The following is a 20,748-nucleotide window of genomic DNA, read 5'->3' as shown; positions in this document are numbered from 1 at the left end:
CACTATTTCGTTTGTTGAAATGTGAAAATTAAGTTGCGCAAAATTCACGCTTCTCTCACGATAAGTAGAACGTTCTACTAAAACGTTCTACTTACAATAACAGCGCCAATAAAAGCGCTTCTCGGGGGAAATCAGCATGAGTCTGATATCAGGGTTTGTTAAATCGTTGTCAAAATTATCGATGATTGGTCGCGCGTTAATGCTGCCAATTTCACTTCTTCCTGCCGCGGGTTTGTTACTGGCCTTCGGTGATAAATTCCATATGCCGCTGATGATGAACGCAGGCGGCGTCATTTTTGATAACTTGCCGATGCTCTTTGCGATCGGTTCCGCTGTGGGTCTGGCATCGGAGTCCGGGATTGCTGCACTGTCCGCCGCGGTGTCGGTGTTTGTTACCAACATCACCATTGGTACGGTTCTGAGCATCACGCCAGAGATGGCCTCATCAGGCGGAAAATACGCCATGGTGGTCGGCATTCCGACGCTGCAAATGGGCGTTTTTGGCGGCCTTATTTGCGGTATTCTTGCCGCGTGGTGTTATAACCGCTTCCACACGTTGCAGTTGCCAGAATTCCTGGGCTTCTTCTCCGGTAAGCGTTTTGTCGCGATTGCGACGGCCTTCCTGTCATTTATTCTGGGTCTGCTGCTGCCGTACGTCTGGCAGCATATTCAGTCTGGTATTGACGCGCTGTCAGTCATTGTTAACGGCGATAATCAGGCGGCATCGACCTTTATTTTTGGTCTGGTAGAACGCGCATTAATTCCGCTGGGCCTCCATCACATCTGGTATCCCTCATTCTGGTATTCATTTGGGGATTACACCACGCAGGCAGGCCAGGTTATCCATGGCGATCAGACAATCTGGTTCAAAATGCTGGAAGAAGGCGTTAAATCCTTTAGTAGCGATACCTATCAGGATGCCGGTAAATTCATGCAGGGTGAATTCCCGCTGATGCTGTTCGCGCTGCCTGCGGCCTGTCTGGCGATGTATCACGAAGCGCATACCAAAAACAAAAAAATCGCTGCCGGTATTCTGTTCTCCGCCGCGCTAACCTGTTTCCTGACAGGGATCACCGAGCCGGTAGAGTTCACCTTTATCTTCGTGGCGCCAATCCTTTACGTCTTTAACGCCATCATGGCGGGCCTGGCGTACATGACCATGTATCTGTTGCATGCGCACATTGCCAAATCGTTCTCTGCGGGCTTTATCGACTACCTGTCGTTTGGCATTCTCCCGTCGTTTAACGGTTATCAGACAAACTTCCTGAGCGCGATTATTATCGGTGTTCCGATGGCGCTGATTTACTACTTCACCTTCCGCTTCGTCATCCGCCGTTTTGATGTCAAAACGCCGGGCCGTACGGAAGCAACCGCGACAACAGACGATAAAACCGATAGCGAAATTGCGACTGATATTATCGGCCTGCTGGGTGGCGCGCAGAATATTAACTCTGTCGGATCCTGTATCACGCGTCTGCGCCTGGAAGTAGCGAAAAGCGATGCGGTGGATAAGGATGGCCTTAACGGCTTAGGGGCACGCGGCGTGGTGTTTGTGGGTGACAACGGTATCCAGGTGATTTTTGGTGCCAGAGCACAATTTATTGCCCAGACCATGTCCACGATGATCGGTAAATAATAAGATGTCTGGCTGACACGTCTCCTGTACTCTGGGGGACGTTGTCATATCAGGCTGATAATCGAGAAATTTCAGGGAGCGGGTTTGAAGAAAGTCAGCATAATTGATGTTGCAAAACTGGCGGGTGTTTCGGTTTCAACCGTCTCACTGGTTTTACGTCAGAAGGGGAAAATCTCAGAGGCAACGATTGAGAAGGTCCACGCTGCCATCACCACGCTTGGCTATGTTCATAACGTCGCCGCTGCCAACCTTCGCGCCAACACCTCCAATCTTATCGGCCTGATTCTCCGCGATTTCAGCGACAGCTTTTCCATCAAAGTGATGGCGAGCATCGTCCAGGAACTGGAAAAGCAAGGCTTTATGGTTTTCCTCGGACAGCCGCTGAACGATCATGAACATCTTGAGCGCTGTCTGCTTTCGTTTAAACAACAGGGCGTTGCTGGCGTCATTTATCTCTCCTCCGACACGCGAACGCCCACTCTACCGAAACAGATCCGTGAATGCCTGCTTCCCTTGGTAGTGGTCTCACAGTCTTTACTGAATGAGCCCTGCAATCTGGTGATGCGTGACAATCGTCAGGCAGCGAATCTGGCCACGCGTTATCTGATTGAACGTGGTCACCGTAATATCGCCTATATCGGCGGTCGTGAGGGATGTCTCATTCGTGAGCAACGTCTTTTAGGGTTTCGCAGTGCGATGACGCAGTACGGCCTGGTGAATCGAGAGGAATCCGCACCTGTGTGTAGCGATGATACGCAGGCGGCCGGTTTTATTACCCGTCAGTTGCTGGATAAGAACAACACCATTACAGCACTACTGTGTCATTCACCCGATGCGATGATAGGTTCGATTTCAGGCATTCATCAGGTAGGGCGCACCGTCGGAAAGGATGTGTTCCTGACGCAGCAGGTTGCTCTGGTAGGGTTTGAAGATATGTTACATGTGAATCTCACCTCGCCGTCATTCACCTATGTTTCTTCCGCCAGTGAAGAGACGGGCCGCCAGGCGGCAGGGCTCATGATTCGGAAGCTGAAAGAGCCGGAACTTCAAACGCAGCGAATAACGCTGTCGGGGCAACTGATCGCGCGGGAATCAGCCTAAAAAAATGCGCCCATACTGAGGGCGCATCTTCTTCTTTTTTTAATGTGTTTTTAAATCCGGATTCACATTCACAACCTGAATTTCATAAACCATCGTCGCATTTGGTGGGATATCAGGCGCACTCCCCTCCTCACCGTATGCAAGCTCTGGTGGCACAACCATCTGGAGCCGACCCAGTTTATTCATTTTCATAATGGCGGACTGGAATAGCGGCGGGAATTTATCCAGCGGCAGAACCAAGGCTTTACCCATTTTGCTCATGTCTTTTACGACTTTGCCGCCTGCGAGACTTTCCTTCACCACAATCGCAACGGTATCTGTTTTATTAATTTTGCCCTTACCCTTCTCCATTACACGGTAGTAATAGCCCATTTCGGCTTTCTTAGCGCCGGGCTGCTTGCTGAAGGTAGTCATATAATTCTGGCCTTTATCTCCGGACACCTCTTTTTTGGCTTCCGTAGGATGCGTGGAAACTTCGGTATCCATCTCTTTGAGCGAAGCGACCATTTTTTCTTTTGGTATTTTGAACTTGCCCTGCAAGAAATCGGCGACCCCATTCGCCACATGCTGACGCGAGAGAGTGAGGCCTTCCGCTTCCATTTTATTCAGGGAACTCAGCACTTCTTGTCCCCAGAACGCCCCCAATGAATAGGCCCGCACATCTTCTTTTGTCTGCGGTGTTGGGGCTCCTGTAGATGCGGCTTTGAGCTCGCTGCGCAGAGACGCCAGCTGTTTATCCTGATCGTCCAATTTGGAACTGGCATCATCCCATTTCTTCTTCAGCTCATTTCGCTGATTCTCATTGTCCGTCAGCGCTTTCTGGGCATCCGCAATCGCTTTTTCTTTCAGACTGTTTTCGGCGGCTAACGAGGCCACTTTCTCATCCTGATCTAAAGCGCGCTTTTGATTGCCATCAAGCGACTTTTGCAACTGAGCAAGTTTCGCTTCACTGGCTGAAAGATTCGCACCGAGCGCCGCAAGCTCGCGGGTCTTATCGCTTAGCTGCTGGGTCGTTTTCTGGGAGGTATTCTGTAATTCCGCGCGCTGCTTCTCGCTGTCGGAAAGAGATTTCTGTGTCGCCGCCAGGGCTTTGGTCTGCTTGTCCTGCTCTTGCTTGAGATCGCTTATCTGTTTAAGCATCTCTTTGGCGCGACTCTGGCTTTCCGTCAGCGATTTGTTCAGCTGCGCGACCGCGCCCTCTTTATCAGCACCGGCATTCATAAGCGACGCCATTTTCTTCGTGGCATCGTCAAGTTGCCGGGTCGCATCCTGGTATTTTGCCTGCAAGGCGGTGCGCTGTTTTTCGCTGTCTGCCAGCGCGTCACGCGCATCGGCAATTGCTTTCTCTTTTACGCCCATCTCTGCCGTTAACGCGGCCATTTTTTTATTCTGCGCGGAGGCTTCATTTTGATTGCCATCAAGCGACTTTTGCAGCTGCGCAAGTTTCGCTTCACTGGCTGAAAGATTCGTACCGAGCGCCGCAAGCTCGCGGGTCTTATCGCTTAGCTGCTGGGTCGTTTTCTGGGAGGTATTCTGTTGTTCCGCGCGCTGTTTTTCGCTGTCGGAAAGGGATTTCTGTGTCGCCGCCAGGGCTTTGGTCTGCTTGTCCTGCTCTTGCTTGAGATCGCTGATCTGCTTAAGCATCTCTTTGGCACGGCCCTGGCTTTCCGTCAGCGATTTGTTCAGCTGCGCAACCGTGCCCTCTTTATCTGCACCGGCGTTCATGAGCGACGCCATTTTCTTCGTGGCATCGTCAAGTTGCTGAGTGGCATCCTGGTATTGTGCCTGCAAGGCGCTGCGCTGTTTTTCGCTGTCTGCCAGCGCGTCACGGGCGTCCGCAATGGCTTTCTCTTTTACGCCCATCTCCGCCGTTAACGCGGCCATTTTTTTATTCTGCGCGGAGGATTCATTTTGATTGCCATCTAGCGACTTTTGCAGCTGCGCAAGTTTCGCTTCGCTGGCGGAAAGACTCGTGCCGAGCGCCGCAAGTTCACGGGTCTTATCGCTTAGCTGCTGGGCTGTTTTCTGGGAGGTATTCTGTTGTTCCGCGCGCTGTTTTTCGCTGTCGGAAAGGGATTTCTGCGTCGCCGCCAGGGCTTTGGTCTGCTTGTCCTGCTCTTGCTTGAGATCGCTGATCTGCTTAAGCATCTCTTTGGCACGGCTCTGGCTTTCCGTCAGCGATTTGTTCAGCTGTGCGACCGCGCCCTCTTTATCAGCACCGGCATTCATAAGCGACGCCATTTTCTTCGTGGCATCGTCAAGTTGCTGGGTCGCATCCTGGTATTGTGCCTGCAAAGCGCTGCGCTGTTTTTCGCTGTCTGCCAGCGCGTTCCGGGCATCCGCGATTGCTTTCTCACTGCGCTCTTGCTCGGCGCTGTATTTTGCTTTCAGCTCAGCCATCGCTTTTTCTTGCTCAGCTTTCAGCGCAGAAAGTTCAGCATTAGCCGTGTTCTGTTGTGATTGTGGAGTTTGTAACCGAAGACGAGCGATCTTTTTTGCCGGCGCTTTATGATGCTGTTCCTCCGGAATCGGGGAAGATTCCGGAGGTGTAGCGGGCGCTGCAAATAATATAGCGGGAATGTCGCTGGATTGAGCCGTTATTGAATCCAGCGATTTTATTGTCTCTCCATTATCACTCGCCTGAGTGGGTGAAGTGACGGTGCTAATGATTAAAGCGGGTAATACAAAAAAAAAAGAGGCTTCATGCTGAACGCACTCATTTAAAATTTTCTCCACGACTTATAAGTGCTTGTTGCACTGTTTGCTGTATATCGCTACACAGTTTTTGGGTTCGGTATTTAAAAAGCGCATCCATCGTATCTTTGGTTTGCGAAGCAATATCCCCGCGAACAGAGGCGTACACTGATGCACTTGCTAATAAATCATCAAAAGCTGCCTTTTTTTGAACGTACAAACGGCCGTTGATTTTTGATAAGGCGGTTAGCTCGCGCTGGCAGTTAGTCACAGCGCTTTCAGACGCCATTTCAACAGGCGCTTCCGCTGGCTTGATCGTCGTGTTAGTTGAGCCACCCTGCGCGGGTACGGAGCTTGAGACCGCCTGAGCGGATTTACTGGCAGGGGTCACTTTACTTGTCGGTTTACTCTGACAACCCGTTACCACCAAAATCGTTGAAATCGCAACTAACGCTAAAAAAGGCTTTCCCGCACAGTTATTGAGTTTGTCAAACAAAGTCACAATATTACCCTCATAAAATCCATTCTGGATCACATAACAAAACTGCACGCCTAACATTTTCTGGAATGGAAAGCGCTGCATTATAGGATGAATAAGATTGCGTAAACAATCCCCGACATTATCAACTAAACCTTGTTTGTTGTCCAAAAAAGGACACTAACAATAATGTCCTATATAACTCAAGCCCCTATCCAAAATCATACAATCCCATTAATCCCTTAAAATAAATCTTATAAAAACCGTCAACAATTCATCATTAAAATTAATATTTTCCTGATCAATATTACGCGTTTTTTTAGTCAAAAATAGGAACGTTACTTTACGGAGCAGGAGACGCGGTGAACGGGCGGTTTAGGCAGAGTCATGTTGAAGGGAAATTGCCCGGCAAGCATTGCGCCGCCGGGCAGAACAAAATTATTTACGACGCCAGATAGTACCCTGCGGCCCATCTTCCAGAACGATCCCCATTTCCGTGAGACGATTACGTGCGGCATCTGCTGCCGCCCAGTCTTTCGCCTGACGCGCTTCAAGACGTGCAGTGATTAACGCTTCGATTTCGGCCACTTCGTCGCCGTCATTCTGCGCACCGCTTTGCAAGAAGGTTTCTGGATCTTGTTCCAACAGCCCCAGCACCGCTGCAAGCTTACGCAGATGGGAAGCCAACGCATTCGCCGCCGTCACATCTTCAACCTTCAGACGGTTAATCTCACGCGCCATGTCAAACAGCACAGAGTAGGCTTCAGGCGTGTTGAAATCATCGTTCATGACTTCAATGAAACGTGCTTCGAAAGCGTCACCGCCCGCAGGCGCGACGGATTTGTCAGTACCACGCACCGCAATATACAGGCGTTCCAGCGCAGAGCGAGCCTGTTTCAGGTTCTCTTCGCTGTAGTTCAACTGACTACGATAGTGGCCGGACATCAAGAAATAACGCACGGTTTCGGCATCGTAATATTTCAGCACGTCACGCACGGTGAAGAAGTTATCCAGCGATTTGGACATCTTCTCGCGATCGACCATCACCATACCTGAGTGCATCCAGTAATTAACGTACTCGCCGCCGTGTGCGCAAGTAGACTGAGCAATTTCGTTTTCATGATGTGGGAACATCAGGTCAGAACCGCCACCGTGGATATCGAAATGGTTACCTAACTGTTTGCAGTTCATTGCTGAGCACTCAATGTGCCAGCCTGGACGCCCTTCGCCCCACGGCGACGGCCAGCTCGGCTCACCTTCTTTAGACATCTTCCACAGCACAAAGTCCATCGGGTTGCGTTTGACGTCGACGACATCGACGCGCGCGCCGGCCTGCAGTTGCTCAAGATCCTGACGAGAAAGCTGACCGTAGCTCGGATCGGTGGGAACGGAGAACATCACGTCGCCGTTGCTGGCCACATACGCATGACCGCGCTCAATGAGCTTTTCGGTGATCTCGATAATTTCATGAATATGGTGAGTCGCACGTGGTTCGCTGTCCGGACGCAGAATATTTAATGCATCAAAATCTTTGTGCATTTCGGCGATCATGCGATCCACCAGCGCGACAAAGCTTTCACCATTCTCATTCGCACGTTTAATAATTTTATCATCAATATCGGTGATATTACGGACGTACTTCAGGGTGTAACCTAAGAAACGCAGGTAGCGAGAGACCACGTCAAATGAGACGAAGGTACGGCCATGACCAATGTGACAGAGATCGTAGACGGTAATACCACACACGTACATGCCGACTTCCCCGGCATGAATAGGTTTGAATTCCTCTTTTTGGCGCGTCAGAGTATTAAAGATTTTTAACATCAAAGATTCCATGTAAACGTGTGTGGATCGTAAAGACCGTATAATACCTATAATTCGGGATAGGATCAGCACGCAATGCAAGGTGATCGCATCCTGCGGTTATGCTATAACAAACCCCTATATGTGACCCTTATGTGGGTCGAAGCACCACTATAACGGAACAGGATGAAAAAATGGTTACTTTCCACACTAATCATGGCGATATCGTCGTCAAAACATTTGATGATAAAGCGCCTGAAACAGTTAAAAACTTCCTGGACTACTGTCGCGAAGGCTTCTACAACAACACGATTTTCCACCGTGTGATCAACGGTTTTATGATCCAGGGCGGCGGTTTCGAACCTGGCATGATCCAGAAAGACACCAAAGAAGCGATCAAAAACGAAGCGAATAACGGTCTGAAAAACACCCGTGGTACGCTGGCTATGGCCCGTACTCAGGCTCCGCACTCTGCAACTGCACAGTTCTTCATCAACGTAGCAGACAACGACTTCCTGAACTTCTCCGGCGAGAATCTGCAGGGTTGGGGTTATTGCGTGTTTGCAGAAGTGGTTGAAGGTATGGACGTTGTTGAGAAGATCAAAGGCGTTTCAACTGGCCGCAGCGGTATGCATCAGGACGTTCCAAAAGAAGACGTTATCATCACAAGCGTGACCGTCAGCGAGTAATTGGTGGCGACACTCTTTATTGCGGATCTGCATCTGCAAACAGAAGAACCGGCGATCACCGCCGGTTTTCTGCATTTTCTACAGGGTGAAGCGCGTACTGCACACGCCCTGTACATTCTGGGCGATTTGTTTGAGGCCTGGATTGGCGACGACGACCCGAATCCCCTCCACCGTGAAATGGCGGCGGCGATCAAAGCGCTGGTCGATTCTGGCGTCCCCTGCTATTTCATACACGGCAATCGCGATTTTCTGATCGGCAAACGCTTCGCTCGCGAAAGCGGCATGACATTGTTGCCCGAAGAAAAAGTGCTCGAATTATATGGCCGCAACGTCCTGATTATGCACGGCGACACGCTATGCACCGACGACACGGGCTATCTGGCGTTTCGCGCTAAAGTCCACACCCCCTGGATTCAAACCCTGTTTCTGGCCCTGCCTCTGTTTATCCGCAGCCGTATCGCCGCCAAAATGCGCGCGGGCAGTAAATCAGCGAACAGCAGCAAATCCATGACTATCATGGACGTCAACCCGCAAGCGGTCGTTGAAGTAATGGAAAAACATCGCGTGCAGTGGTTAATTCACGGTCACACCCATCGCCCGGACGTCCATCAACTCACTGCCAACGGCGAACCCGCGCATCGTGTTGTATTGGGTGCCTGGCACAGCGAAGGTTCAATGGTAAAAGTCACGCCAGAAGGCGTTGAACTCATCTCGTTTCCGTTTTAATTAACGCCTTTTTTTGCCGGTATTCTGGCGACGCAACCGTTTTCCTTGCCTGTATATCATGCTATTCTCTGTGCCCTCAAAGCAGTGTGTTCCGCACCACAGGAGTTTTAAGACGCATGTCTTCCCGCAATAATCCGGCGCGTGTCGCCATCGTGATGGGGTCCAAAAGCGACTGGGCTACCATGCAGTTTGCCGCCGAAATCTTCGAAATCCTGAACGTTCCGCACCACGTTGAAGTGGTCTCCGCGCACCGCACCCCCGATAAACTGTTCAGCTTCGCCGAAGGCGCAGAAGAGAACGGCTATCAGGTGATTATTGCTGGTGCGGGCGGTGCAGCACATCTGCCAGGCATGATTGCCGCTAAAACGCTGGTCCCGGTGCTCGGTGTGCCAGTGCAAAGCGCAGCGCTAAGCGGCGTCGACAGCCTTTACTCCATCGTCCAGATGCCGCGTGGCATTCCAGTCGGCACGCTGGCGATTGGTAAAGCGGGCGCGGCGAATGCAGCCCTGCTGGCGGCACAAATTCTGGCGACCCACGACAAAACCTTGCATCAGCGTCTGGTCGAATGGCGTCGTTCGCAGACCGACGAGGTGCTGGAAAACCCGGACCCGCGAGGTGCAGCATGAAACAAGTTTGCGTTCTCGGTAACGGGCAGTTAGGTCGAATGCTGCGTCAGGCGGGTGAACCATTGGGTATCGCCGTCTGGCCCGTTGGGCTGGATGCAGAGCCTGAAGCCGTGCCATTTCAGCAAAGCGTTATCACCGCTGAAATAGAGCGCTGGCCCGAAACCGCATTAACGCGTGAACTGGCGCGTCACAACGCCTTTGTTAACCGCGATGTATTCCCCATCATTGCTGACCGTCTGACGCAAAAGCAGCTGTTTGATAAGCTGAATCTTGCCACCGCGCCGTGGCAATTGCTCGCGAGTGAAAGCGAATGGCCTGCCGTTTTCGATAAGCTGGGCGATCTGGCTATCGTGAAGCGTCGCACGGGTGGCTACGACGGACGCGGTCAGTGGCGTTTACGCCAGCACGAAACCGCAGACCTGCCGACGGATTGCTACGGCGAATGTATCGTTGAGCAGGGCATCAATTTTAGCGGTGAAGTCTCGCTGGTTGGCGCGCGTGCGCATGACGGCAGCACGGTCTTTTACCCGCTGACGCATAACCTGCATCAGGACGGTATTCTGCGTACCAGCGTCGTCTTCCCGCACGCCGATGCCGGGCAGCAGGCGCAGGCGGAAACCATGCTGTCTGCCATCATGCAAGAGCTGGGTTACGTGGGCGTCATGGCGATGGAGTGCTTTATTACGCCTGCGGGTTTGCTGATTAATGAGCTTGCTCCACGCGTGCACAACAGCGGACACTGGACGCAAAACGGCGCGTCCATCAGCCAGTTCGAATTGCATCTGCGGGCGATTACCGATCTGCCACTGCCGCAGCCGGTGGTGAACAGCCCATCGGTGATGATCAATCTGATTGGCACCGCGCTGAACTACGACTGGCTGAAGCTGCCGCTGGTTCATCTGCACTGGTACGACAAAGAGGTGCGTGAAGGGCGTAAAGTCGGTCACCTGAACCTCAACGATGATGATACGGATCGTCTGAGCGCAACGCTCGAAGCCATCGTTCCCCTGCTGCCGCCGGAATACGCCAGCGGTATTGCCTGGGCGCAGACTAAGCTTAACTAATTCGCTTACCCTTATTAATTCGCATTTCAGAAAGGCGGCAAGAAAGTGAATCCCAGGAACGTGCACAAGTACGTGACTGGGTGAGCGAGCGCCGCCAACGCATATCAAACGCGGATAATGACGGGTAAGTTGACCTTCCCCTTCCCCGGCGTACAATCCCCGCCCATTGCTATTTTGCTTTCCTCAGGAATTCATCATGTACGATGGGACGGACTATCGCGCGATCCTCGCGAACGATACACCTTTAATTGACGTGCGCGCGCCCGTCGAATTTACGCAGGGCGCGATGCCCGCGGCACTCAATCTCCCGCTGATGAACGACACCGAACGCGCCGCCGTTGGCACCTGTTATAAACGGCATGGACCGGAAGCCGCGCTCGCGCTCGGCCACCGTCTGGTGAACGGTGAAACCCGCGAACAGCGCATTCATGCCTGGCGCGAAATCTGTCTGGCGAATCCGCACGGCTATTTTTGCTGCGCGCGCGGCGGCCAACGCTCACACATCGCGCAGGCGTGGGTGAAAGAGACCGGGATTGATTATCCGTTGATCGCGGGCGGCTACAAAGCGCTGCGCCAGGCGGCGATTCAGGCAACCGACGAGCAGGTGCAAAAGCCAATGGTACTGATTGGCGGCTGTACGGGGAGCGGAAAAACGTTGCTGGTTAAGCACCATCCCGATGGGATTGATCTCGAAGGGCTGGCGCATCATCGCGGTTCGTCATTCGGTCGCACGCTGCAGCCACAGTTATCACAAGCCACGTTCGAAAATCATCTCGCGGTTGATCTGCTAAAGAAAGATGCGGCCCGCTGGGTACTTGAAGACGAAGGCAGGATGATCGGCTCCAACCATTTGCCGGAATGCCTGCGTGAACGTATGGCACAGTCAATGATTGCGGTGGTGGAAGATCCGTTCGAGGTGCGTCTTGAGCGTCTGCGCGAGGAGTATTTCGAGCGCATGTGGCACGACTTTGCTGCGGCTTTTGGCGAAGACGCGGGCTGGCAGGAATACGGCGAGTATCTTCATCACGGTCTTTTCGCCATCCGCCGCCGTCTGGGATTGCAGCGTTTTGCCGAGCTGACCGCATGGCTGGATTCCGCACTCATCGAGCAGCGGCGGACCGGCAGTACCGAGGCGCACTATGCCTGGCTTGCGCCGCTGCTCAATGACTATTACGACCCGATGTACCGTTATCAGCTTGAGAAAAAAGCCGACAAGATTGTCTATCGCGGGACGTTTAACGACGTGGCCGCCTGGCTGGCGGCCTGAAGAGCTAGCGCCGATCCCGTTTATCGGCACGTTTCGCCAGCCAGTCACCCAGCACCTGAACGATCTGCACCACAATAATCAGCGCAATCACCGTTACCACCATGACCTGGGTTTCGTAGCGGTAATACCCGTAGCGGATCGCCAAATCCCCTACGCCACCGCCGCCGACAATCCCCGCCATTGCCGAGTAGCCGATCAGGCTCACCAGGGTGATGGTCAAACCGCGCAGCAATCCGGCGCTCGCTTCTGGCAATAATACCGTGCAGATGATGCGCATTGGACTGGCACCAAAGGCTTCCGCCGCTTCGATAATGCCTTTATCCACCTCACGCAGTGCGCCGTCCACCAGACGGGCATAAAAGGCAATCGCCGCTACGGAAAGCGGAACAGAGGCCGCAATCGGACCAATAGTATTACCCAGCAGCAGTTGCGTGAGCGGCAACAGCAGCACCAGCAGAATGACAAACGGCACCGAGCGGATAATATTGACCAGCACGGAGCTGACCAGATAAACAACGCGGTTTTGCCAGAACAGATTTCGGTCGGTGACAAAAATCAAAAAGCCCAGCGGCAGACCGCCGATAATCGCCAGCACCGTTGAGATACTCAACATCTGGAAGGTTTCGTTAAACGCCAGCCCCAAATCGGCCACTAAATCATCCACGAATCACCTCCACCTGTGCGGTACGTTGACGGATATGTTCCACAGCCAGCGCCACGGCAGACGGATTGTCCTGTGCGGTGAGTTGCACCACCAGAATCCCCAACGCGCGTTCGCCGATGTACTCAATCTTGCCGTGCAGAATATTCACCGCGACACCAAATTTCACCGCTACCTCCGATAATACGGGCTGTTCGGCAGAATCCCCGATAAACAGAATCTTCAGCAGCTGTCCCGGAAGATGCTGGCGCAACCGTTCGGGTAAGGTCAGATTCAACGTGTGCGACACCAGCTGCTGGGTAAACGCGTGTTGCGGATGCGCAAACACATCGAACACATCGCCCATCTCAACCACAACGCCGCCGGACATCACCGCCACGCGATCGCAGATGGATTTGATCACGTTCATCTCGTGGGTGATCAGCACGATCGTGATCCCCATCTGCGCGTTGATCTTTTTCAGTAGCGCCAGAATGGTGGCCGAGGTTTCCAGATCCAGCGCAGACGTCGGTTCATCACAGAGCAATACGTCAGGATGATTCGCAATACCGCGAGCAATACCCACGCGCTGTTTCTGCCCACCGCTCAGCTGTACCGGGTAACGATCCGCTTTATCGGTTAGTCCGACTAATGCCAGAATTTCCGTGACGCGCGGCGCGATTTTACTGCGCTCCCAGCCAGCAGCTTTAAGGCTGAATGCGACGTTTTGCGCCACCGTGCGGGTATGCATCAGGTTGAAGTGCTGGAAAATCATACCAATACGCTGGCGCGCTTTGCGCAGGTCTGCGCCATCAAGTGATGAAATTTCCACACCGTTGACGTTCACACTGCCAGCACTTGGGCGTTGTAGCGCGTTCAGCGTTCGCAATAGCGTGCTCTTGCCCGCCCCGCTGGTGCCGACAATGCCAAAAATCTCGCCCGCCGCAATCGTCAGGCTGACGTCTGATACCGCGCGGGTAGAAGGTCCGCGTCCCGTTGAAAAATCAACGCACACCTTATCTAACTTAATCATGACTACCTCAGAAATGCGAAAAGGGCAGACTCGGCTGCCCTGTCTTTCAAAAACGCGATTACTGTTTTGCTGCCGTCATCCAGTCTGGTTTCTGGAAAGCGGTGTAAACATTTTTCGGATCGTCGATAACGGCGCGATATGCCGGAGACTGCACCACCGCCACGATATCTTTGGCGAACGGTTTGTCCGCATCTTCCGTGCGCACGGCAATAATGTTTTTCAGATTTTCGTCGAGGTGTTCCTGCGCCAGGGCGCTGGAGAGATCTAACCCGGCTGCAATCGCAAAGTTCCCGTTGACCAACGCGGCGGTCACGCTATCCAGCGTACGCGGCAGCTGTGCGGCTTCCAGTGGCTTGAACACCAGCCCTTTTGGGTTGCTGGCAATATCACGCTCGGAGGCTTTGGTCGGGTCAATATTGTCTTTGATGGTAATAAGGTTCAGCGATTGCAGGAACCGCAGACCGCGCGCCAGATTGGTTGGGTCATTAGACAAGGTGACGATATCGCCCTTTTTCAGTTCATCCAGGCTTTTAACCTGACGTGAATAAAAGCCCATCCCGGCGGTGGGTACGGTCAGCAGTTTAGTGAGCTTCAACCCTTTATCAGCGGTGAATTTATTGAAATATAAGGAATGCTGGAACAGATTGGCGTCGATACTGCCGTTGGACAGCGCCATATTCGGCTGCACGTAATCGCTAAATTCACGCACAACCACTTTATAGCCTTTCTCTTTCAGTGAAGGGGCAATCGCCTGCTTCACCATGTCGCCATACGGCCCCGGCGCAACGCCGAAGACGATAGTGTGTGGATCGCTATTAGCGTGAGCGGCCTGCATACCGCAGACCAACAAAAATGCACCGGCAGCGGCGCGAAGCGTGTGACTTAATCCCATGAGATCTCCATTTCAAAGCGGCGTGGCGTTGTGTGAGTGCGCCGTACGATGCGGCACAGTTCCCATTAACATGACACAGATCACAGGCCGCGTCCTTGAAATTATTTCATGATGTTGCTGAATATGTCTTTGAATGTACAGGAGATGGGTTATGCGAAAGGTGAATAAGCTGAGGTCAAAAATGGCAATGCCGGGCGGCAAAACACCGCCCGGACAGACGACTTAGAAGTCGTAACGCAGACGCACCAGGTTCATATCACCCAGATTGTCGGTGCTGGAGGTAAATACGTGTTCGTAATCAACGCGGAAACCGTAATCCAGCTGGAAGCTGATACCCACGCCGTTATCGATGCGCTGGTAGTTGCGACCATTCACATATTCAATGCGATCGCCCATGAAGTAAGGCTGAACGGATTTCAGCGCATACTGACCCACCGGGATTTTGTAGCCTGCAAAGTACTCAATACCCCACGCATCACCGGCAAAGTAATCATTCACTGACACTTTTTTGGTGGTCATAAAGTTCTGATACCAGCCGCCACCGATGGAGAAGGTCCAGTTGTCTGGCGTCCAGCTCAGCGCCGTCCCCAGAATGTTCTGGTCGTACGTTTTGCTGTCGCCATTATCCGGGTTACGCATATCCGCACGGGTGTAGTTCCACGCTGCGCCCCAGGTCAGGTCGGTGGTCAGATGATAATCCAGACCCAGTGAACCGCCGCCTTTACGCTTATAACGCAGGCCGTTGCCCGGCAGATATTCGCTGTCTTCAAACAGGTAAGAAGCGTAGATATCGGCATCGCCAACGGTTTTTTTGTATTTCAGCATCTGGCGTGAACGATAAGATCCGTCGTAGTCACCGTTGATGCCGTTACCGGAGGCCTGGCCGACCATGTCGTAGTCCCAGATATCGGTCTTCGCGCCCACCACATCATAATAAACGCTGTTCTGTTGACCGAAGGTCAGGGTACCCCAAGTGTCGCTTTTCAGGCCGGTATACAGCATGCGACGAGAGGTATCACGCGCCCCCTCTGCATAGTGATGATCCCAGTTGAACTGCGCAGGAATATTCACGCCCAGCTCGTAATAGCTCACCCAGCTGATGTCATCAAACAGGTAATAATCGGCCGCGAAACGGAAACGCGTACCGCCGTCAAAACCATTACGTTTATAGCTATTTTTGCCGTCGTCGCCGGTCATATTTTGGAACTGTGGACGAATACTGCCGCCGACGGTGAAGTTGAGACGGCTCAGCGGATTACCCGCCTGAGGATCTTGCTTCAGAACGGTGATTTCTGCTTGAGCTGCGAAAGACATCAATGCCACTGCTGCGCCGATCGTTGTCGCCAGCGCTGTTTTAATTATTGTCATTATTATTCCTTGATAGACACGCTGCTAATTATTTAGCAGCAGAATAATATCCGGAATTAAAGGGGTCGTGTGGGCGGGTTTTTAATGTTTCGTGCTACTAAAAAAGAAGAGGTTGTCTTTTTGTGCTACCAAAGGATTACGCACCAGTATATATCCCGGTGCGTAATCATCACTTTTAGAAACTATCAGGCAAACTGACGGAACAGCGCTTTGCCTTTGAGCAGACGCGTGCCGAGCCAGCCACCGCATAACGACAGCAACAGCGCGCCGCAAACCGGCAGAATCAGCCACAGACGCCAGTCAGGCTCCCACGGGAAATCAAACACCCGCGTTTGCAACACCGCCAGCGCCGTTTCTGCACCTATCGCCGCCACCAGCCCCGAGACAAACCCCAGCAGCGCAAACTCACACCACAGCGTGGTGCGCAGCAGTTTTTTACCTGCACCCAGCGTGCGATAAACCACCAGCTCCTGATGGCGCTGACGCATTCCCACCTGCACCTGTGCCAGCAATAACAGCACTCCACAGGCCGTCACCAGCACCACCATCACCTCCAGCGCACGGCTAACCTGCTCCAGTACCTGCCCAACCTGTTTCAGGATCGCGCCGATATCCAGCAGGCTGACCGTCGGGAACTCGCGGTTGAGCTGCGTCAGCATGCCGTTACCGTTTTCCCAGCGGAAGCTGGTGAGCCAGCTTTGCGGTTGCCCTTCCAGCGCGCCGGACGGGAAGATAAAGAAGAAATTGGGGCGCAGACTTTCCCAGTCCACTTTGCGCAGGCTGGTCACTTTGGCGCTAAAGTCCTGCGTGTCGCCGGTGAACGTCACCGTATCGCCCAGCCCCACTTTCAAGCGCCCTGCCAGCCCCTCTTCCATCGACACTTCGCCCGACTTCGGCGGCCAGCTCCCGGCGGTGATCGGGTTATGATCCGGTCGTTTGTCCTGCCATGTCAGGTTCAGTTCGCGGTTAAGCGACTCATCCTGACTGCCGTCCGTCGTCTGCCCGTTGATTTGCGTGAGACGTGCACGCACGATCGGATAGAACGACTCCGGCACGATCTGGTGTTCAGACAAGAACCCTTTCAACGGCGTGACCTGTTCCGGCGCGATGTTGATCAGGAAGTAGTTCGGGCTTTCCGGCGGGAGCTGTTGCTGCCAGCGATCGAGCAGATCGCCACGCAGCACCAGCAGCATCGCCAGCAACATAAACGACAGTGAAAACGCCGACAGCTGGCTGAGCGTGGACCACGGCTGGCGCAGCAGACGGTTTATCGCCAGGCGCACCGGCAGCGATTTGACCGTCAGTCCTTTTAGCGCGTTGAGCAGCATCCAGCCCAGCACGCCGCACAGCAGCGCCAGTACTACCGCACCGGCCAGCACGGCCCACAGGAGCATGCTGCCGCCCATCAGCCAGGCGAGTAAAATCACCACAACAGCAACAATAATGGGCAGATAGAACTTCATCGGCCAGACGCTGGCGACCGCATCGCGACGCAACACGCGCAGCGGCTGGGTGGCCAGCAACAAACGATACGGGCGCAATCCCACCAGCAACGAAATCACCACCATCGCGCCAATGGACCACAGCCACGGCCACAGGCTAGCAGGGGGGAGCTCCGCTGGCAGAACTGGTTTAAGCAGCAGCATCAGCACTTTTTCAAACAGCAGGCCAATTATCCCGCCCGTGACGGCGGAAAGCGCGAGCACCATCAGCCACTGTCCGACGATCAGCTTGCGCAGTTGCGCTCTGCCCGCCCCCAGCGTTTTGAGGATCGCCACCAGATCGTAGCGGCTGCGGCAATAATGCCCCATCGCCACCGCAACGGCGGCCACCGCCAGCAGCATGGTCAGCAGCGCTGAAAGCAGTAAAAATTGCTGCGAACGCTCAAGGGATTTGCCCAGCGCACCGTCGTCCTGCTCAAGACCGATCCAGCGATGCTCTGGTTTTAACTGCGGCAAAAGCCACTTTTCGTAGGACTCAAGCTGAGCAGGCGTACCGCCAAACTTGTAGCGCCAGGTGACGCGGCTGCCCGGCTGCACCGCACCGGTTTTTTCCACGTCCGCCGTGTTCATTAACAGGCGAGGTGCCATCTGGAACGGGTTAAAGCCCGAATCGGGTTCCTGAACCACTTCGCCTGCGATTTTCAGCGTGGCATCACCCACGTCAATATTGTCCCCGGTTTTGAGATTCAGCAGCGCCATCAGACGCGGGGCCAGCAGCACCGAGCCTACGGTCGGCTTCAGGCCCGGCGGATTGCTCTGCAACTCGCCGTACATCGGATAGACATCGTCGACGGCTTTCACGCTGGCCAGTTGCGGCGTGTCGGCGGCAAACGTCATGGTCTGGAAAGTCAGCTGTTTGCCCACTTTCAGCCCCCGTTTCTGCGCTTCATCAATCCAGGCCTGCGGCACATCGCGCGAGCTGCTCAGCGTTCTGTCGCCCGCCATAAATTCACGGCTTTGCTGACTCAACCCCTTTTCCATGCGATCGCTGACGCTGCCGAGCGCCAGCACGCAGGCCACCGCCAGACTTAGCGCCAGCCAGACAATCAACAGCGAGGGCGAACGCCATTCTCGCCAGAACCAGCGTGCGATCATGCTTCCTCCTGCAACTGCCCGTTAACCAGACGCAGACGGCGATCGCAGCGCGCCGCCAGCTGTGGATCGTGCGTGACCAGAATCAGCGTGGTGCCGTGTTCACGGTTGAGCGAGAACAGCAGATCGGCAATTTTATCCCCGGTCTGCCTGTCCAGATTGCCCGTAGGTTCATCGGCAAACAGGACGTCAGGACGACCATTAAAGGCGCGCGCCAGCGCGACGCGCTGCTGCTCGCCGCCGGAAAGCTGCGCCGGAAGATGATCGAGACGCTTACCCAGCCCGAGCTGCTCCAGCAGCGCTTTGGCACTGGCACGGCTCTGGCGGGTATTTTCACCGCGTAGCAGGCCAGGCAGCTCTACGTTTTCCAGCGCGTTGAGCGTGGGAATTAGCATGAACGACTGAAAGACAAAACCGATATGTTTTGCCCGCAGCGCTGCACGCGCCTCTTCGTCAAGGTTATGCAAGGGCTGTCCAACAAGATTGACCTCGCCGCTGCTGCCGTCATCCAGACCGGCCAGGATCGCCAGCAGCGTGGATTTACCGGAACCGGATTCACCAATCAACGCGATGGTCTGCGCGCGTTTGACAACGAGTTCAACTCCGGTGAGGATGGATAGCTCGTGCTCACCCTGACCGACGGACTTCTTAAGATGATGAACTGCAACAATGTTTTCCGCTGGCATTTGCCCTTCCTGTTTCTGATTCTGATGACGTTTCGCGCCGCGGCGGCGGACACGTTACTGGTGCTGGGTGACAGCCTGAGCGCGGGCTATCGAATGGCGGCTACAGCCGCATGGCCCGCACTGCTCAACGATAAATGGCAAACTAAAACGCCGGTACTGAATGCCAGCATCAGCGGCGATACTTCGCAGCAGGGGCTTGCGCGCCTGCCTGCCCTGCTCAAACAACATCAACCGCGCTGGGTACTGGTGGAGCTGGGCGGTAACGACGGGTTACGCGGTTTCCAGCCGCAGCAGACTGAACAAACGCTGCGCAAAATCATTCAGGATATTCAGGCCGCCAACGCGCAACCGCTATTAATGCAAATTCGACTGCCCGCTAACTACGGTCGCCGTTATAATGAGTCCTTTAGCGCCATCTATCCCAAGCTTGCCAAAGAATTCGATATTCCGCTGCTGCCATTTTTCATGGAAGAGGTCTATCTAAAGCCGCAATGGATGCAGGATGACGGGATACACCCCAATCGCGACGCCCAGCCGTTTATCGCCGACTGGATGGCAACACGGCTGGCCCCACTAGTTAAACATGACTCTTAATTCAGCGGAGATCCTGACAGGTAAAGTTATGCAAAAATCGGTCTTAATAACAGGATGTTCCAGCGGAATTGGCCTCGAAAGCGCCCTCGAACTTAAACGCCAGGGATTTTGGGTGTTGGCCGCTTGCCGAAAACCCGAAGACGTCGAACGGATGAACAACAAAGGCTTTAAGGGCGTTTTACTGGATCTGGACTCCTCAGAGAGTATTGAACAGGCCGCCGCCGACGTGATCGCCCTAACCGGAAATCGTTTATACGGTCTGTTTAATAATGCAGGCTACGGCGTTTATGGCCCCTTGCAAACCATTTCACGCGAACAGTTAGAACGGCAGTTTTCAGCCAATTTCTTTGGCATCCACCAGCTCACGATGGCGCTGTTACCGGCTATGTTGCCGCACGGTGAAGGCCGTATCGTGATGACCTCCTCCGTGATGGGGCTGATTTCTACCCCAGGTCGCGGCGCCTACGCCGCGAGTAAATATGCGCTGGAAGCCTGGTCTGACGCACTGCGTATGGAACTGCGTCATAGCGGCATCAAAGTCAGTCTTATTGAACCAGGCCCCATTCGCACGCGCTTCACCGAAAACGTCAACCAGACGCAATCGGATAAACCGGTTGAAAACCCCGGTATTGCTGCACGTTTTACCTTGGGTCCAGAGGCAGTTGTCGCCAAAGTGCGCCATGCTTTTGAGAGCGATCGTCCCAAATTACGCTATCCGGTGACGCTGGTCACCCATGCCGTCGGCTGGCTAAAACGGCTGCTGCCAGGCCGCATGATGGATAAAATTTTACACGGTTGAGTTGAAGCCTCGCTCCTCACCCCCATGTATTTATCAAACCGATAAAAGAGAATGCCGT

The 20,748-nt window shown here is 53.7% G+C and carries 18 protein-coding genes; 9 read left to right on the top strand and 9 right to left on the bottom strand.

Annotated features, from left to right (window positions below):
- Positions 1–136 precede the first annotated feature (136 nt).
- Positions 137–1,636 carry a PTS transporter subunit EIIC gene (locus tag AC0LWE_RS15225; protein ID WP_059177966.1) on the top strand — a complete coding sequence of 500 codons (1,500 nt, stop codon included), beginning with the start codon at positions 137–139 and terminating at the stop codon, positions 1,634–1,636.
- An 84-nt stretch (positions 1,637–1,720) separates the two neighbouring features.
- Complete coding sequence (gene malI, locus AC0LWE_RS15220) at positions 1,721–2,737, top strand: Mal regulon transcriptional regulator MalI (protein ID WP_059177965.1); 1,017 nt, start codon at positions 1,721–1,723, stop codon at positions 2,735–2,737.
- 39 nt (positions 2,738–2,776) lie between these two features.
- Here the strand turns inward: malI and AC0LWE_RS15215 are convergent, their stop codons facing one another.
- The 3 genes from AC0LWE_RS15215 to cysS all read right to left on the bottom strand — a co-directional run bounded on the left by AC0LWE_RS15215 (position 2,777) and on the right by cysS (position 7,733).
- Positions 2,777–5,137 carry an FKBP-type peptidyl-prolyl cis-trans isomerase gene (locus AC0LWE_RS15215; protein ID WP_219346938.1) on the bottom strand — a complete coding sequence of 787 codons (2,361 nt, stop codon included), beginning with the start codon at positions 5,135–5,137 and terminating at the stop codon, positions 2,777–2,779.
- A 316-nt stretch (positions 5,138–5,453) separates the two neighbouring features.
- A complete protein-coding gene (locus AC0LWE_RS15210; RefSeq protein WP_202667255.1) occupies positions 5,454–6,080 on the bottom strand; it encodes a hypothetical protein in 627 nt (208 codons plus the stop codon).
- A gap of 267 nt (positions 6,081–6,347) precedes the next feature.
- A complete protein-coding gene (gene cysS / locus AC0LWE_RS15205; RefSeq protein ID WP_059177962.1) occupies positions 6,348–7,733 on the bottom strand; it encodes a cysteine--tRNA ligase in 1,386 nt (461 codons plus the stop codon).
- A 173-nt stretch (positions 7,734–7,906) separates the two neighbouring features.
- Between cysS and ppiB the strand changes: the two genes are divergently transcribed.
- The 5 genes from ppiB (at position 7,907) to mnmH (ending at position 12,084) form a co-directional block, all read left to right on the top strand.
- Positions 7,907–8,401, top strand: a complete 495-nt coding sequence (gene ppiB / locus AC0LWE_RS15200; protein ID WP_059177961.1) for a peptidylprolyl isomerase B — start codon at positions 7,907–7,909, stop codon at positions 8,399–8,401.
- Between the two features lie 3 nt (positions 8,402–8,404).
- On the top strand, positions 8,405–9,127 hold the full coding sequence (lpxH, locus tag AC0LWE_RS15195; RefSeq protein WP_219346939.1) for a UDP-2,3-diacylglucosamine diphosphatase: 723 nt from the start codon (positions 8,405–8,407) through the stop codon (positions 9,125–9,127).
- A 116-nt stretch (positions 9,128–9,243) separates the two neighbouring features.
- Complete coding sequence (gene purE / locus AC0LWE_RS15190; RefSeq protein ID WP_219346940.1) at positions 9,244–9,753, top strand: 5-(carboxyamino)imidazole ribonucleotide mutase; 510 nt, start codon at positions 9,244–9,246, stop codon at positions 9,751–9,753.
- Entirely contained in the window at positions 9,750–10,817 is a 1,068-nt protein-coding gene (gene purK, locus AC0LWE_RS15185; protein WP_202667259.1) for a 5-(carboxyamino)imidazole ribonucleotide synthase, read from the top strand. Before purE ends, purK begins: the two co-directional genes overlap by 4 nt.
- Before the next feature lie 196 nt (positions 10,818–11,013).
- On the top strand, positions 11,014–12,084 hold the full coding sequence (gene mnmH, locus AC0LWE_RS15180; protein ID WP_219346941.1) for a tRNA 2-selenouridine(34) synthase MnmH: 1,071 nt from the start codon (positions 11,014–11,016) through the stop codon (positions 12,082–12,084).
- 4 nt (positions 12,085–12,088) lie between these two features.
- On the opposite strand, the gene AC0LWE_RS15175 is transcribed toward mnmH, so the two are convergent.
- From AC0LWE_RS15175 to ybbA, 6 genes are all read right to left on the bottom strand, one after another.
- Positions 12,089–12,748 (bottom strand): methionine ABC transporter permease, encoded by a 660-nt coding sequence (locus tag AC0LWE_RS15175; protein WP_474265769.1) that lies wholly within the window; start codon positions 12,746–12,748, stop codon positions 12,089–12,091.
- A complete protein-coding gene (gene sfbB / locus AC0LWE_RS15170) occupies positions 12,741–13,757 on the bottom strand; it encodes a virulence-associated ABC transporter ATP-binding protein SfbB (RefSeq protein ID WP_059177957.1) in 1,017 nt (338 codons plus the stop codon). The genes AC0LWE_RS15175 and sfbB overlap by 8 nt, the downstream gene beginning before the upstream one ends.
- 58 nt (positions 13,758–13,815) lie before the next feature.
- A complete protein-coding gene (locus AC0LWE_RS15165) occupies positions 13,816–14,649 on the bottom strand; it encodes a MetQ/NlpA family ABC transporter substrate-binding protein (RefSeq protein ID WP_219346942.1) in 834 nt (277 codons plus the stop codon).
- 222 nt (positions 14,650–14,871) lie between these two features.
- Complete coding sequence (locus AC0LWE_RS15160) at positions 14,872–16,017, bottom strand: porin (protein ID WP_174342388.1); 1,146 nt, start codon at positions 16,015–16,017, stop codon at positions 14,872–14,874.
- A gap of 185 nt (positions 16,018–16,202) precedes the next feature.
- Positions 16,203–18,614: a putative ABC transporter permease subunit YbbP gene (gene ybbP, locus AC0LWE_RS15155; protein WP_216981775.1), complete on the bottom strand. Its 2,412-nt coding sequence runs from the start codon at positions 18,612–18,614 to the stop codon at positions 16,203–16,205.
- Positions 18,611–19,297, bottom strand: a complete 687-nt coding sequence (ybbA, locus tag AC0LWE_RS15150; protein WP_174342390.1) for a putative ABC transporter ATP-binding protein YbbA — start codon at positions 19,295–19,297, stop codon at positions 18,611–18,613. Before ybbA ends, ybbP begins: the two co-directional genes overlap by 4 nt.
- Here ybbA and tesA point away from each other — a divergent pair.
- The gene (gene tesA, locus AC0LWE_RS15145; protein ID WP_041689607.1) at positions 19,268–19,891 is read left to right on the top strand and encodes a multifunctional acyl-CoA thioesterase I/protease I/lysophospholipase L1; all 624 of its coding nucleotides are present in this window, start codon (positions 19,268–19,270) and stop codon (positions 19,889–19,891) included. The two genes, ybbA and tesA, sit on opposite strands and share 30 nt — an antisense overlap.
- Positions 19,881–20,690: an SDR family oxidoreductase gene (locus tag AC0LWE_RS15140; RefSeq protein ID WP_131486762.1), complete on the top strand. Its 810-nt coding sequence runs from the start codon at positions 19,881–19,883 to the stop codon at positions 20,688–20,690. The genes tesA and AC0LWE_RS15140 overlap by 11 nt, the downstream gene beginning before the upstream one ends.
- Positions 20,691–20,748: the final 58 nt, after the last annotated feature.

It is taken from the genome of Lelliottia sp. RD5 (assembly GCF_056032945.1).
The sequence above is the reverse complement of the archived record's forward strand: the minus strand, read 5'-3'. Positions and strand labels throughout refer to the sequence as shown.

Excerpts from the sequence above, each read along its gene's own strand:
- AC0LWE_RS15215 (WP_219346938.1), bottom strand. The coding sequence starts at position 5,137 with ATGGCTGAGCTGAAAGCAAAATACAGCGCCGAGCAAGAGCGCAGTGAG.
- tesA (WP_041689607.1), top strand. The coding sequence starts at position 19,268 with ATGAACTGCAACAATGTTTTCCGCTGGCATTTGCCCTTCCTGTTTCTG.
- purK (WP_202667259.1), top strand. The coding sequence starts at position 9,750 with ATGAAACAAGTTTGCGTTCTCGGTAACGGGCAGTTAGGTCGAATGCTG.
- AC0LWE_RS15140 (WP_131486762.1), top strand. The coding sequence starts at position 19,881 with ATGACTCTTAATTCAGCGGAGATCCTGACAGGTAAAGTTATGCAAAAA.
- ppiB (WP_059177961.1), top strand. The coding sequence starts at position 7,907 with ATGGTTACTTTCCACACTAATCATGGCGATATCGTCGTCAAAACATTT.
- AC0LWE_RS15225 (WP_059177966.1), top strand. The coding sequence starts at position 137 with ATGAGTCTGATATCAGGGTTTGTTAAATCGTTGTCAAAATTATCGATG.
- ybbA (WP_174342390.1), bottom strand. The coding sequence starts at position 19,297 with ATGCCAGCGGAAAACATTGTTGCAGTTCATCATCTTAAGAAGTCCGTC.
- AC0LWE_RS15160 (WP_174342388.1), bottom strand. The coding sequence starts at position 16,017 with ATGACAATAATTAAAACAGCGCTGGCGACAACGATCGGCGCAGCAGTG.
- mnmH (WP_219346941.1), top strand. The coding sequence starts at position 11,014 with ATGTACGATGGGACGGACTATCGCGCGATCCTCGCGAACGATACACCT.
- ybbP (WP_216981775.1), bottom strand. The coding sequence starts at position 18,614 with ATGATCGCACGCTGGTTCTGGCGAGAATGGCGTTCGCCCTCGCTGTTG.
- sfbB (WP_059177957.1), bottom strand. The coding sequence starts at position 13,757 with ATGATTAAGTTAGATAAGGTGTGCGTTGATTTTTCAACGGGACGCGGA.
- cysS (WP_059177962.1), bottom strand. The coding sequence starts at position 7,733 with ATGTTAAAAATCTTTAATACTCTGACGCGCCAAAAAGAGGAATTCAAA.
- AC0LWE_RS15165 (WP_219346942.1), bottom strand. The coding sequence starts at position 14,649 with ATGGGATTAAGTCACACGCTTCGCGCCGCTGCCGGTGCATTTTTGTTG.
- purE (WP_219346940.1), top strand. The coding sequence starts at position 9,244 with ATGTCTTCCCGCAATAATCCGGCGCGTGTCGCCATCGTGATGGGGTCC.